General features: G+C 55.7%; 11 protein-coding genes. 5 read left to right on the top strand and 6 right to left on the bottom strand.

What is annotated here, in order from left to right; all coding sequences use genetic code 11:
• Positions 1–85 precede the first annotated feature (85 nt).
• From mnmG to IF205_RS03010, 4 genes are read left to right on the top strand one after another with little or no spacing between them, the layout of a single operon-like run.
• The gene (gene mnmG, locus IF205_RS03025; protein ID WP_259781817.1) at positions 86–1,951 is read left to right on the top strand and encodes a tRNA uridine-5-carboxymethylaminomethyl(34) synthesis enzyme MnmG; all 1,866 of its coding nucleotides are present in this window, start codon (positions 86–88) and stop codon (positions 1,949–1,951) included.
• Between the two features lie 21 nt (positions 1,952–1,972).
• Positions 1,973–2,611, top strand: coding sequence for a 16S rRNA (guanine(527)-N(7))-methyltransferase RsmG (gene rsmG, locus IF205_RS03020; RefSeq protein WP_259781816.1), 639 nt, complete (start codon positions 1,973–1,975; stop codon positions 2,609–2,611).
• Positions 2,571–3,395: a ParA family protein gene (locus IF205_RS03015; RefSeq protein ID WP_259781815.1), complete on the top strand. Its 825-nt coding sequence runs from the start codon at positions 2,571–2,573 to the stop codon at positions 3,393–3,395. Before rsmG ends, IF205_RS03015 begins: the two co-directional genes overlap by 41 nt.
• Positions 3,392–4,351: a ParB/RepB/Spo0J family partition protein gene (locus IF205_RS03010; protein WP_259781814.1), complete on the top strand. Its 960-nt coding sequence runs from the start codon at positions 3,392–3,394 to the stop codon at positions 4,349–4,351. Before IF205_RS03015 ends, IF205_RS03010 begins: the two co-directional genes overlap by 4 nt.
• Positions 4,352–4,390: 39 nt before the next feature.
• Here the strand turns inward: IF205_RS03010 and holA are convergent, their stop codons facing one another.
• The 6 genes from holA to IF205_RS02980 all read right to left on the bottom strand — a co-directional run bounded on the left by holA (position 4,391) and on the right by IF205_RS02980 (position 11,840).
• Positions 4,391–5,425 carry a DNA polymerase III subunit delta gene (gene holA, locus IF205_RS03005; RefSeq protein WP_259781813.1) on the bottom strand — a complete coding sequence of 345 codons (1,035 nt, stop codon included), beginning with the start codon at positions 5,423–5,425 and terminating at the stop codon, positions 4,391–4,393.
• 13 nt (positions 5,426–5,438) lie between these two features.
• Entirely contained in the window at positions 5,439–5,951 is a 513-nt protein-coding gene (gene lptE / locus IF205_RS03000; RefSeq protein ID WP_259781812.1) for an LPS assembly lipoprotein LptE, read from the bottom strand.
• Entirely contained in the window at positions 5,938–8,499 is a 2,562-nt protein-coding gene (gene leuS, locus IF205_RS02995; protein ID WP_259781811.1) for a leucine--tRNA ligase, read from the bottom strand. Before leuS ends, lptE begins: the two co-directional genes overlap by 14 nt.
• A gap of 88 nt (positions 8,500–8,587) precedes the next feature.
• A complete protein-coding gene (locus tag IF205_RS02990) occupies positions 8,588–9,025 on the bottom strand; it encodes a DUF3576 domain-containing protein (RefSeq protein ID WP_311195729.1) in 438 nt (145 codons plus the stop codon).
• A 175-nt stretch (positions 9,026–9,200) separates the two neighbouring features.
• Positions 9,201–10,319, bottom strand: coding sequence for a porin (locus tag IF205_RS02985; protein WP_259781809.1), 1,119 nt, complete (start codon positions 10,317–10,319; stop codon positions 9,201–9,203).
• A gap of 339 nt (positions 10,320–10,658) precedes the next feature.
• Positions 10,659–11,840, bottom strand: a complete 1,182-nt coding sequence (locus IF205_RS02980) for a cupin domain-containing protein (protein WP_259781808.1) — start codon at positions 11,838–11,840, stop codon at positions 10,659–10,661.
• 119 nt (positions 11,841–11,959) lie between these two features.
• On the opposite strand from IF205_RS02980, the gene IF205_RS02975 reads away from it, so the two are divergent.
• Positions 11,960–12,733, top strand: coding sequence for an FkbM family methyltransferase (locus tag IF205_RS02975; protein ID WP_259781807.1), 774 nt, complete (start codon positions 11,960–11,962; stop codon positions 12,731–12,733).
• Positions 12,734–12,872 lie beyond the last annotated feature (139 nt).

Here is a 12,872-nt window from a genome sequence, read left to right as displayed (position 1 = left end):
CGTTCGCCGGAAGAGTAGTATTCCCGCGGTCCTGGCCCTGTGGATAGTCTTGAATTCGGACCCGTTTGACAGTACATTCCGCGCCATGAAGACAAAATGGGATGTGATCGTAGTTGGCGCCGGACACGCCGGCTGCGAAGCCGCTGCCGCCGCCGCCCGGACGGGCGCGTCGACGCTTTTGGTCACACATAAACTGGAAACGATTGGTGAGATGTCGTGCAATCCGGCCATTGGTGGTCTGGGCAAAGGGCATCTTGTGCGTGAAATTGACGCCCTGGACGGCATCATGGGCCGGGTCATTGACCGTGCCGGAATCCAGTTCCGTATGCTGAACCGCAGCAAGGGACCTGCCGTGCAGGGGCCGCGTGCACAGGCCGACCGGAAACTTTATCGCGAAGCCATGCAGTCGGTTCTGGCCGAACAGGAGAATCTCGATATCAAGGCCGCGGCGGTTGAAGACCTGTTGCTGGATGACGCCAATGCCATTCGTGGCGTGGTGACGGGCGACGGCGAGGAGCTGCTGGCGCCGAAAGTCGTGCTGACGACCGGCACCTTCCTGCGCGGATTGATCCATCTTGGGGACAAGAAAATTCCGGCAGGGCGTGTCGGTGACGATGCCTCTTATGGTCTGTCCGCGACCCTCGACCGTTTCGGATTTTCGCTGGGTCGATTGAAGACGGGGACACCGCCTCGACTGGACAGTCGCACGATCGACTATAGCAGTCTGGATGAGCAGATGGGGGATGCGACCCCCCGTCCCTTCTCCGATCTGACCGACCGGATCACGGTGCCGCAGATCAGTTGCCATATTACTTTCACCAATATGGCAGGCCATGAAGTGATCCGGAATAATCTGGGTCGCTCGGCCATGTATTCCGGACAGATCGAAGGGACCGGGCCGCGCTACTGCCCGTCGATTGAAGACAAGATTGTTCGCTTTGCCGATAAAGAACGTCACCAGATTTTCCTGGAGCCGGAAGGCCTGGACGATCACACGGTCTACCCCAATGGTATCTCCACCTCCCTGCCCGAGGATGCGCAGCTCGATTTTCTGAAGACCATCCCCGGTCTGGAAAATGTTACCATGCTGCAGCCGGGCTATGCCATCGAATATGACTATGTTGACCCGCGCGAACTGAAGGCAACCCTGGAAACCCACAAAGTAACGGGTCTCTATTTCGCCGGTCAGATCAATGGCACCACCGGGTATGAGGAAGCGGCCGCCCAGGGGTTGATGGCCGGGATTAATGCTGCTCTCGCTGTTGACCATGGGGAGCATTTTGTTCTCGACCGGTCGGATGCCTATATCGGTGTTCTTATTGATGACCTGATCACCCGGGGCACGAACGAGCCCTATCGCATGTTCACTTCGCGGGCGGAATATCGTTTACGCCTGCGGGCCGATAATGCCGATCAGCGTCTGACGGATATCGGCTTGAAGGTTGGTTGCATTGGCAGTGCGCGCCAGAAACATTGGGCGGATAAATCCGCGGCCCTTGACGCTGGCCGTGCCCTCGCCCGCGCGTTGAAGGCAAGCCCCAATGAATTGGAGAAACGGGGGCTGTCTGTGAACAAGGACGGCCATGTGCGTTCTGTTCATAATCTTCTGTCCCTGCCTGATGTTGATATGACGCGGCTGGCGGAATTCTGGCCGGAGCTGAATGACTTGCGGGCCGATATTGTCGAGCAGCTTGAAATCGATGCGCGCTATGCTGGATATCTCGATCGCCAGGAGGCTGATATCAGGGCCTTCAAGCGTGATGAAAATTTGGTGCTGCCGACGGATCTGGATTATGCCACCGTGGGAAGCCTTTCCAATGAGATCCGGCAGAAGCTGTCCGATAACCGTCCTGCGACCCTTGGTGCGGCGGCTCGTATTCCCGGTGTTACGCCCGCGGCATTGGTTGCCCTGCTCCGCCATGTGAAGCGTCGCCGGGACGAAGCTGCCTAAACCCTTATTTCTCAGGTTCTTATGACGCCATCAGATTTTCAGAAATTAACAGGCGTTTCACGTGAAACACTGGAACGCCTGGAAACCTATGATGCGTTGCTGAAGAAATGGCAGCGCAAGATCAATCTCGTCGGGCCCAAGACCCTGCCGGACTCCTGGGAGCGGCATTTCCTGGATTCCGCGCAAATCTATCCCCTGCTCCCGGAAAACTGCCACACCCTGGTGGACCTGGGCAGCGGCGCCGGATTTCCGGGTGTGGTTTTGGCCATTATGGGCGTGCCGGACGTGCATGTGATCGAATCAGATGGTCGAAAATGTGCCTTCATGCGGGAGGTCATCCGCCAGACACAGGCTCCTGTGACAGTGCACAATAAACGGATTGAGGCTGTAGAAAACCTGAAGGCGGATGTGGTCACCTCCAGAGCTTTGGCCTCTCTCAATGACTTAGTGGCTTATGCGATTCCATTTCTAAAAACAGAGTCAGTTTGTATTTTTCCAAAGGGAAAACGAACTGATGAGGAATTGACGGAAGCAAATTATTTGTGGCATATAAAAGAACGTCGTGTACCCAGCCAGACCGATCCGGATGGCGCGATTCTCTTAATTGAAGGGATTTCCGATGTTCGCGAAACTACCAGACAAGATAGTAACACCGAATAAGGACGGCAGCGCCCGGGTTCTGGCCATTGCCAACCAAAAAGGTGGTGTCGGCAAGACGACAACGGCGGTAAACCTTGCAACCGCCATGGCGGCCTGTGACAAGCGGGTCCTGATCATCGACATTGATGCGCAGGGCAACGCCAGCACGGGGCTTGGCCTTGAAGCGCCCAATCGCAAGATCACATCCTATGACTTGCTAATTGGTCGTAACAATGCGAGCGAAGCCGTTGTAAAAACGTCTATTCCCAATCTGTCGCTCATCCCCAGTTCCGTCGACCTCTCCGGCGCGGAAATTGAGCTGATCGATGCCGACCGCCGGGAATATCGCTTGAAGGATACGATTAAGACCATCCTTCATGACTTTGATTATATTCTGATTGATTGCCCCCCTGCTCTCGGCCTGCTGACATTGAACGCCTTCTGCGCGTCCGACGCAGTTCTGGTTCCGCTGCAGTGTGAATTCTATGCGTTGGAAGGGCTGAGCCATCTGATCCGCACGATCGAGCGGGTCAAGCGGGCCTTCAATCCACGCCTGGAAATACAAGGTGTTGTGTTGACCATGTATGATAAACGCAACAACTTGTCTGATATGGTGGCTGCCGACGTGCGCGACTATTTCGGTGACAAGGTTTATGAAACGGTTATTCCGCGCAATGTGCGTGTTTCCGAAGCGCCGAGCCATGGCAAACCGGTTCTGCTTTACGACGTCAATTGCCGCGGATCGCAGGCCTATATCCATCTGGCCAGCGAAATTCTGAAGCGTGAGCGGAGGCTCTCGGCATGATGGCAGCAGACGAAGGTAAACGGAGAGCAAGTTTGGGACGTGGGCTATCCGCCCTCCTCGGGGATGATATCGCCGCCGCCGCGGCTACGCCGACCGGTGAAGATACTGTTGATGAAGCCCTTTCGGCAGAGGCCCTCAGGCAGTCGAAGACCATTCCGATTGAATTTCTGAAACCCAATCCGGATCAGCCGCGTAAACGCTTTGACGACAGTGCGATCGACGGACTGGTCAATTCGATCCAGGAAAAGGGTATCCTGCAGCCGATTCTGGTGCGTCAGCACCCGAGCGAGCCGAATGCCTATGAAATCGTTGCCGGCGAACGCCGCTGGCGTGCGGCACAGCGGGCGCAGCTTCATGAAGTGCCGGTTATCGTCAAGGATTTGTCGGATTCCGATACGCTCGAACTGGCGCTGATTGAAAATATTCACCGTGAAGACCTCACCCCGCTTGAGGAGGCGGAAGGCTATCAGCGGTTGATTGATGAATTCCAGCATACCCAGGAGGCGCTGGCCAAGGTTCTGGGCAAGAGCCGCAGTCATATCGCCAACTCCATGCGCCTGCTTGGCCTGTCCGATGAAATCAAGAGCATGCTGGATGATGGCCTGTTGTCCGCCGGGCATGGCCGTGCCCTGATCGGTGTGCCCAATGCAGAAGAACTGGCGCATGAGGTCATCGCCAGGGGATTAAACGTTCGGCAAACGGAACAATTGGCCCAGGAAGGCAAGAAGGGCGATAAGAAGGCCCTCAAAAAGATTGGCAAAAAGCTTAACCGCGATCCCAATGTCGAAGCGCTGGAACAAAGCCTTTCCAATAACCTGGGCATGAAAGTTCAGATTGCATCCAAGGGCGAAAAAGGCAAATTGACGATCCAGTATGAAAATCTGGATCAGTTGGACGATATCATAGAGCGCCTGAATGAAGAGATGGGCGCGACCGGTAACGTCGTAGAGATGTAAAGAGACCCTCCAAGGAGAGACCGCCCTTTCCGGTCTTGGCTATCGCCGTCGTTGCCGCCGTGCAACGGCGGCGATTTGCTGTAGGCAGCGTGCACAGGTAATCCGGTCGGGAATGCCGGTTCGCTTGCAGTCCACTTCCGCCTGCAACAATAACTTTAACGCCATTGCCGACAGCGGCTTGTTCCAAAGGGATAGCTGGTTCTTGAAGCGGCTCTCGAGTTTCCAGAAGATCGGCGGCCGCAATCCCTTTATAGCTGCTTCCAGCGGTTTACCCGCCTCGCGCTGGGCCATGACCTGCTGCAGGCGGATGACATGGTTGGTCATGCTTCGCAGCAGGGCAACGGCATTGGTCCCGTCCTCCCAAAGCTTACCCAGGGTGCGGTCCAGGACCTCAGAATCACCCTCTGCAGCGGCGTAGACAACGGTGTCGATCGAATAGGCGGAACTATCCCCGACGCTCTCTACAGCGTCTTCCAGGGCTATTTTACCACCCTCCCCGGCGTAGAGCGCCAACTTCTCCAACTCACCCCGACTCAGTCCCCTGTCCGCCCCCAGATGGGCATTCAGGAACTGGACGGCATCTTCGTCGATGCGGATATTGCGTTCCTTGAAGACGGACCGGATCAGCCCATCCAATGACATATTGTCATCGGCATAACAGGGAATGGCAGCGCCGGCTGTTTTGGCGCTTTCAAACGCCTGCCGCAGCTTGGATTTCGCGGCAAGGTCACCTGCGGACACGACGATCAGGGCATCCCCGACCGGCTCTTTCAGGAAATCCTTGAAGGTAGCAGCTATGCCGTCATCGGCATCATAGATCCTGACGACCCGCCGTCCCCCGGTCAGCGCCATGGCCGCGGCCTCGTCGCCCAGCCGCGCAGGATCACCTTTGACCACGTCATTGCCCAGATCTGCGACCAGAAAAGGGTCCTTAGGATCGGCAACGACCTGCTGTGTCAATTGATCTGCGCGTTCCTTAACAAGCCCGTTATCAGGCCCGTATAACAGGATGCACTGGACAGCAGGATCAGGATTTTTCAGGAAAGAGGCTATTTGCCTGGGCGCGATCTTCATAGCCGCCGCCCGATCAGTTCAGAATGCCGGATTTCAGATACGTACCAACCCTGAGCCGGACATCGTTGGCAATTTCCCGAAGCGAGCGGTCCAGGGCATCCTTTTCCGCCACAAGGGTTGAATATTCCGAATCCGTTTTGCTGTAGCCGGATAGACGACGTGCGGAGAAGGTGATTGATTTGCCCTCTGCGTTCTTCAATCTGAATTTCGCAACAACGGTCAGGCCTGCGCGTGTCGTAGTATCGTCACGGCGAATGCCGTAGCTCCTGGTAGAGGTTTTAAGTGCTGTTGACAGAAAATAACGCGGTTTTTCCGGTCGACCGCGCGGATTAAGGCGATCAAGAAGATAGTTGTGCAGAATCTGCCCGTCCCGATTCTCGATGGTTTCGATCTTCACCTGGCTGAGCAGGACTTCCGTCGACTGTCCAACACCACCGTCCCCGGAAGTCCCATAAAGGGGCTCAAAGCCGCAGGCCGTGAGACCTGCAGCAATAACGAATGAGGCAAGGAGTTTACGCCACCACATTGACGATCCTGTTCGGCACAACGATGACTTTGCGCGGTTCTTTACCATCCAGGGCACGGATAACGTTTTCTTCGGCCAGTGCCACCTTCTCCGCTTCCTGCTTGTCTATATCGCGTGGAAGTTCAATGGTTGCGCGAAGCTTGCCGTTTACCTGAACGCCAATCGTGACCATGTCGTCCACGATCAGAGATTTATCCGCTTCCGGCCATGGCTGGTCGGTCAGCTTGGTTTCATGGTCGAGCTGATGCCAGAGTTCCTCGGCCAGATGAGGGACCATGGGCGCCAGAATCTGCACCAGCGTTTCGAAACCGATACGACGAATCCAGGCGCTGCCGTCACTGTCGCCCTTCACATCACCCAAGGCGTTTGTGAATTCGCGAATACGCGCAACGGCCCGGTTGAAATGGAATTTCTCCAGATCCTGGGAAATGCCGTCGATGGTCTTATGGACCAGGCGAAGAATGGCGTCTTCGTCTTTGCTCAACTCGGGTTTTTCCGCACCGGCGGGTGCCACCGGCCCGTTGGGCTCGGTAATCATACGCCACAGGCGGTTAACATAGCGCCATGCCCCTTCCACACCGGCTTCGGTCCATTCCAGGTCACGATCCGGCGGGCTGTCAGACAGCATGAAAAGACGGGCCGTATCGGCACCATAGGTTTGTACGATGTCTTCCGGATCAACCACGTTTTTCTTGGATTTGGACATCTTGATGGACCGACCGACCATAACCGGCGCGCCAGTGTCGGTGTGAGTGGCCTTGTCACCATCTTTCACTACATCAGCGGGGAACAGCCATTTGCCGTTCTCATCCTGATAGGTCTCGTGACAGATCATACCCTGGGTGAAGAGACCGGCGAATGGTTCTTCAGCGCTCAGATAACCGCATTTTTTCAAGGCGCGTGTGAAAAAGCGCGAATACAGCAGATGCAGAACCGCATGTTCGATCCCGCCGATATACTGGTCTACCGGCAGCCAATAGTCCGCCTTGTCCCGGTCGAAAGCAGCGTCCGCATTATTGGCATCGCAGAAACGGGCGAAATACCAGGAGGATTCGAAGAATGTGTCGAAAGTATCCGTCTCGCGCTGGGCCGCTTTGCCGCATTTCGGGCAGTCCACATGCTTCCAGGTTGGATGGTGATCCAGTGGATTGCCAGGTTTATCAAAACTGACGTCTTCCGGCAGTTCGACCGGCAATTGATCATCCGGAACCGGAACGTCGCCGCAGTTTTCGCAGTGAATGATCGGGATCGGGCAGCCCCAATAGCGTTGACGCGAGACGCCCCAGTCGCGCAGGCGGTAGGTGATAGTTCCCTCACCCGCCCCAAGCTCCTTGAGCTTGGCGATGGCGGCGGACTTTGCCTCATCAACGCCCAGACCGTTCAGGAAGTCCGAATTGAAGATAGAGCCTTCGCCGGTATAGGCCTCGTCCTCAATGACAAAGCTGTCTGCATCGGCGTCTTTGGGCAGGACCACCGGAATGACGGGCAAGTCATATTTGCGGGCAAAGTCCAAGTCGCGCTGGTCGTGGCCCGGGCAGGCGAAAACCGCGCCTGTGCCATATTCCATCAGCACGAAGTTAGCCACATAGACCGGCAGTTCATGGCCTTCGATGAAGGGGTGCTTGACCTTCAGGCCCGTATCATAACCCAGTTTTTCGGCCTTCTCGATGGCTTCCTCACTGGTCCCCAGGCGGTTGCATTCCGCAATGAAGTCCTGGAGGTCCGCATTATCCTTGGACAATTCCTCCGCCAGGGGATGGTTGGCGGAAACAGCACAGAAAGACGCCCCGAAGAGAGTGTCCGGGCGGGTAGTGAAGACTTCCAGTCTGTCATCACGGCCGACGATTTCAAAAAATACGCGTGCGCCTTCGGACCGGTTGATCCAGTTGCGCTGCATGATCCGGACCTTGTCCGGCCAGCGTTCCAGGGTTTCAATGCCCTGCAGCAGTTCGTCAGCATAGTCCGTGATTTTCAGGAACCATTGGGACAGGCGGCGCTTTTCCACCGGCGCACCGGAGCGCCAGCCCTTGCCGTCAATCACCTGCTCGTTGGCAAGTACGGTATTCTCAACAGGATCCCAGTTGACCCAGGATTCCTTACGATAAGCGAGGTCCGCCTTGAGGAAATCCAGGAACATCTTCTGTTCGTGTTTGTAGTAATTCGGCTCGCAGGTCGCAATTTCGCGCGACCAGTCCAGTGAAAGGCCCAGCTTGCTGAGCTGGCTGCGCATGGCCTTCACGTTTTCGCGGGTCCATTTGGCGGGATGAACATTATTGTCGATTGCCGCATTTTCCGCCGGCAGGCCGAAGGCATCCCAGCCCATGGGATGCAGGACATTGAAGCCCTTGGCATTCTTGTAACGCGCGATCACATCGCCCAGGGTATAGTTGCGGACATGGCCCATGTGAATGCGCCCCGACGGATAGGGGAACATTTCCAGGACATAATATTTGGGCTTGTTCCGGTCGACTTCGACCTCAAAGCTTTTATCTTCGGCCCAAATATCCTGCCATTTCGCTTCCACGTCGGCGAAATTATAGTGACTCATCTCTCGAATATACCCTGGTAAAACTGGTGCTAAACTGCACCGCTTCTAACATTTCTACAGTTGCTGGAAAACACGGAAAGCAGCGGATTTAATCCGGTGCCTTTTCATAGCTGATCCGCATCTGGCGTGCGCGGGTCAGAATTGCGTTCTCCAACTGGGTGGCGGTCTTGTCGTCAATCTTTACATTGCGCCATTCGCCGCTGAACTGCCGTGCCTGCTTGAACACTGCAACACGAATCCCGTCGGACCGAAGCTGGCGGGTCAATACATAGACGGTCAGTTTAAAGCGCTCTTCCGGGGTTTCCGGCGGACTGTACCAGTCGCTGATGATCACGCCACCGAAAGGATCAACCTGAGACAGGGGGACAAAGGACAGGGTGTCCAGAGACGCCCGCCAGAGGAAGCTGTTTACGGCAACGCCGCCTGCATCTGAGCCGCCTTTCTTGCCGCCAAGATCAAGGGATAAACCGTCCCCGCCAAGGAAAGAACCTTGTTCTCTGACAAGCCGATCATTGCGGTCCTCCAAGGGAGGGGCTTCCTTGCCGCTACCGCATGAGGCAACAATTACAGATATGATTATGAGGAGAAGCAGCTTTCTCATGACGATCCCTAGTGACATACGCGTAATGCTGCATCTTAGAAAAAAAAAAGAGGGAAGCAAGCGCTTCCCTCTTTCCAGGCAACTAAATCCAAAATTTGGATTAGAAGCTCATAGCCGTACCGATGACGAACACGGTGGAGTCGTTGTCGTCGTTAGCGGTATCGCCATCGTCGCTGTTAGCCCACATAACACCAGCGTAGGTGCTCAGGCCTTCTGCAACGGTGTAGTTGGCTTCAACACCGAAGGTGTCCAGCTCGTCGTCGCTACCCAGACCGTCCTGGTTCAGTTCGGAGTGGAAGTAAGCGGCGCCGACTTTCAGAGCGTCGAAGTTGTAAGCAACACCCAGGTCGTAGAATTTACCCATGTCGCAGTTGGTGTTTTTCAGGCAACCGTTGTCGCCACGGTCACCGTAGCCAGCAGCAACTTCGAAACCAGCGAAGTCAACTTTGGCACCAGCCAACCATGCAACGTCGCTTTCCAGGTCAGCACCAGCAGTAGCGCTGTTGCCGTCGAAGGACTGTGCATCGCCGTGCAGCGCGCCAACCATCAGGCCCAGGCCAACGCCGTTGAATTCAGCGTCGTAACGAGCGCTTGCTTCAACAACGTTCTGGAAACCGCTGTCGTCGCTGGAACCAGCGCCGAAGGAGGAGGAGGTGTCCGGGGTGTAGGACGCAGCTACGCTGAAGCCGCTGAAGGACGGGGTTTCATAGTAGATTTTGGAAGCGTCGCCGGATTCACCAACGAGACCAACGGAGTCAACGTTGTCGTAGTCGTTGTCGTTGCTGCTCAGGTTCAGGCCGGACATCCAACGGCCGGTGTCGTGCAGGCCTTTGGCGAGAACGGAAGCACCAGCGATCTGACGACCGTCAACAGCGCCGTCCTGGTCACCGAAGTATACGGTACCCCAGTTGCCGCCGAATTCCATCCAAGCTTCGTCAACGCCGCTGCTGTAACGCCATTCAACGCGTGCGCCATATTCCAGGCCGTTGTCAGCCACATCGTTGAAATCGAAGTGGATTTCGGAAGCCGGCGTGTGCAGCTTGATTTCGTTGCCTTTACCACCAACGTTTGCACCGTCGTTGTCAGACGTACGCCAGTAGTAGTCCATGGAACCGCTTACTTTGAATTTAGCGCCGTCCACGTTGGAGTCTGCAACTGCCGGAGCAGCAGCGAGAGCTGCCAGTGCGAGGGCAGAGGTGCCCAACAGAATCTTTTTCATAATCTACCTCCAAATTGAGACCATGTCCGGAAGGTCCGGTATGGCCTCCCTTTCCCAATTGCCCCTGTCTTAGTTGGCTTGAACCACTTCGATCAAAGAGCATGGCGAGAATAAAACAGAGACCGGCCTCCACGTGCAATGGGAAAAACCATCCCGTCTGACGGTTGTTCAGGGGTTGTGACAAGATTGCAACACCGGCGGTTGCCCTGGCCGTCCGGCAGCGGAAGCGATGGATATCAGCGCTGATACAGGAGAAGCGGGATAGAGGCTATCCCGCTTCTCCTGTATTGAAGGCGACTTTCCCGTTGCGCGCTGAAACTGCGGGAAAGGCGAAATGGGTCACACTTCGGCAATGATTCCCATGTTCTTCATATCGGCCAGAATATTGTCCAATGCGTCGATGCCCAGCGACGAAAAGGCCATTGTGAAGTCGCTTCGGGCGAAATTGCCTTTCTCAACGATCCACAGCACCGGGTCCTGAATGGCCGGCGGGATGGGAACGGCGCCTTTGCGTCCGACCAAAATCTTCTGCGGCCCGTTCTTCTGGACGTTAAAACTGGAATCCGTCGTCTTGAAATGAATTTCCCGGCTTTCGATGGGAAGGGCAAAACCGCCCCGATCATAATGATAGTCGGTGATAAACTGGGTCATGGCGTCGATGATCTGATCGTCCTTGGCCATCTTTGCAAATTTCTCCGCAAGTGCGGCGATCCGTTTCTTGACGGCATTGCGGCCATCTTCCAGCCGGGGGAAGTTCTTCCGGAACAATTCGTCATTCACGACGACATCGGTCATGGCCTGCACAAAATCCAGGCCGATGACCTGGGTAACACCAAAGGCGATATGCACCGTGCCGCTGCTGCTTGCCAGCGCATCGTGATACCAGCCACGGGGCAGATAGAGAAAATCACCGGGTTTCATGGTAATTTCCATCATCACCTCTCCCCGGTTTTCACGGTCAAAGTCCGGGCCGGTTGAGGTAAAGCGGCTATGGCGGATCGGATGCGGCATCCGGTTTTCATAGATGCGCCAGGTCTTCTCCCCTTCGAAATGCAGGGCATAGACATCGTGGGTGTCGAAATGACTAAAGAAAGCCTGCCGCTGTTTCCAGGAACAATAAAGGTTGCTCTGCGCCTTGCCGTTCAGGGTTTTTTCCAATGCGTCGGCAACGGCGGCCACTTCCGGGGTCAGGGTATCGATGTCATTCAGCACCAGCGAGGCCCCGGCGTGCAAATGATCGGTGACCTTCTTTGCATTGGGACGCATGGTTGACTGGCCGGTGGAGCCCAAAGCCGTTTCACAGTATGCCGCCGCCGGAATGCGCTCCCGGTCCTTGACCAGTTGCAGGGTGGCCGTCGACCAATAGGCGGACATATTCAGGATACGGTTCAATGCATCCCAGTTCATGATATGGCCGAATTTTTCCAACTGCCCCGGAATGTAGAGAGGCTTCTTGTCGTAATAAGACGCGAAAAATTCCTCTTCGCTGATGGGGGCAATGATATCGGCAAATGTAATCATATTGATATCCGTCGACGGAGGGCAACATAAGTTAAAGGCTTCGGTCGTGATCTTAACGATCATAGGCGCGAGGCCAAGACAAAACAGGCCTATTGATCCCATCGCGGATGCAGGATGCCATGTGCCAGATCAATTACGCGGAAAACGGTGTTGGAAACAAAGTAAGGACGGTCACTGTCGAGGGCCGTGACTATCAGGTGCCCGATCATGGCTTTTGGGACCGCTTCGATTCTTGGGAGCCGGAGACCCGGAAGATATTCCGGCAGATTGTAAAAGGCGGCGATACGGTTCTGGATATCGGCGCGTGGATCGGGCCGACAGTTCTGTTTGCGTTGAGCGCAGGCGCGGACCGTGTGATTGCCGTGGAACCCAACCCGGCCAGCAGGGCCATGCTGGAACGCTTGATAAATCTCAACCCCGGCATGGGGAAAAAGGTGACGGTTGTGCCAATGGCCGTTTGCAACGGTCCAGGCTATCTGCATCTCGGGCAGCCCCAGGGGGATAGCGACAGCAGTCTGTTCGGCATTGGAGGGCGGGATATTGTCGTGGACTGCCTGTCCATCATTGACCTTATCGAACGGCAGGGGCTGAAGGAGATTTCGCTGATCAAGATTGATGTGGAGGGAAGTGAAATCCTGCTGGCCGAGGATTTTCACCAGCTTGGCAAGCGTCCGGGGCAGAATATCCATTTGTCCATCCACCGGCCTTTCTGGCCCCGGGACAGTCACCCGGAAGCATTGGCGCATGCCCTGGCAGGCTATGAAATATGGGATGATCGTGGGCAGGCGCTGACCCAGGCCGATTTGCACAGTCGTCTGGTGACGACCCGGTCCCGGCCCGACTGGGGGACGCGGCATGGAAATTTCTTTGAACTGCGGCTGCGCGCCAGGTAACCGGCGTTTCTCACTTCCAGTCTACTGCAGGTTTGACTTTCAGGAATTAAGGCGTATCAACCTACCGCATTCTCGGATACTGATTTTACAAGGACGCATTGCCAGTGTCGCTGCGGCGGTTTTCATTACATTTCGGGTG

The sequence above is a fragment of the Aestuariispira ectoiniformans genome (genome assembly GCF_025136295.1).
In the GTDB taxonomy this organism is placed as follows: Bacteria; Pseudomonadota; Alphaproteobacteria; order UBA8366; family Aestuariispiraceae; genus Aestuariispira_A; species Aestuariispira_A ectoiniformans.
Note: the sequence above shows the minus strand (reverse complement) of the source record. Positions and strands in the feature narration are given on the sequence as shown.

Coding starts and splice junctions, on each gene's coding strand:
- IF205_RS02985 (WP_259781809.1), bottom strand. CDS start 10,319: ATGAAAAAGATTCTGTTGGGCACCTCTGCCCTCGCACTGGCAGCTCTC.
- IF205_RS03010 (WP_259781814.1), top strand. CDS start 3,392: ATGATGGCAGCAGACGAAGGTAAACGGAGAGCAAGTTTGGGACGTGGG.
- IF205_RS02980 (WP_259781808.1), bottom strand. CDS start 11,840: ATGATTACATTTGCCGATATCATTGCCCCCATCAGCGAAGAGGAATTT.
- IF205_RS03015 (WP_259781815.1), top strand. CDS start 2,571: ATGTTCGCGAAACTACCAGACAAGATAGTAACACCGAATAAGGACGGC.
- lptE (WP_259781812.1), bottom strand. CDS start 5,951: ATGTGGTGGCGTAAACTCCTTGCCTCATTCGTTATTGCTGCAGGTCTC.
- IF205_RS02975 (WP_259781807.1), top strand. CDS start 11,960: ATGTGCCAGATCAATTACGCGGAAAACGGTGTTGGAAACAAAGTAAGG.
- mnmG (WP_259781817.1), top strand. CDS start 86: ATGAAGACAAAATGGGATGTGATCGTAGTTGGCGCCGGACACGCCGGC.
- leuS (WP_259781811.1), bottom strand. CDS start 8,499: ATGAGTCACTATAATTTCGCCGACGTGGAAGCGAAATGGCAGGATATT.
- rsmG (WP_259781816.1), top strand. CDS start 1,973: ATGACGCCATCAGATTTTCAGAAATTAACAGGCGTTTCACGTGAAACA.
- holA (WP_259781813.1), bottom strand. CDS start 5,425: ATGAAGATCGCGCCCAGGCAAATAGCCTCTTTCCTGAAAAATCCTGAT.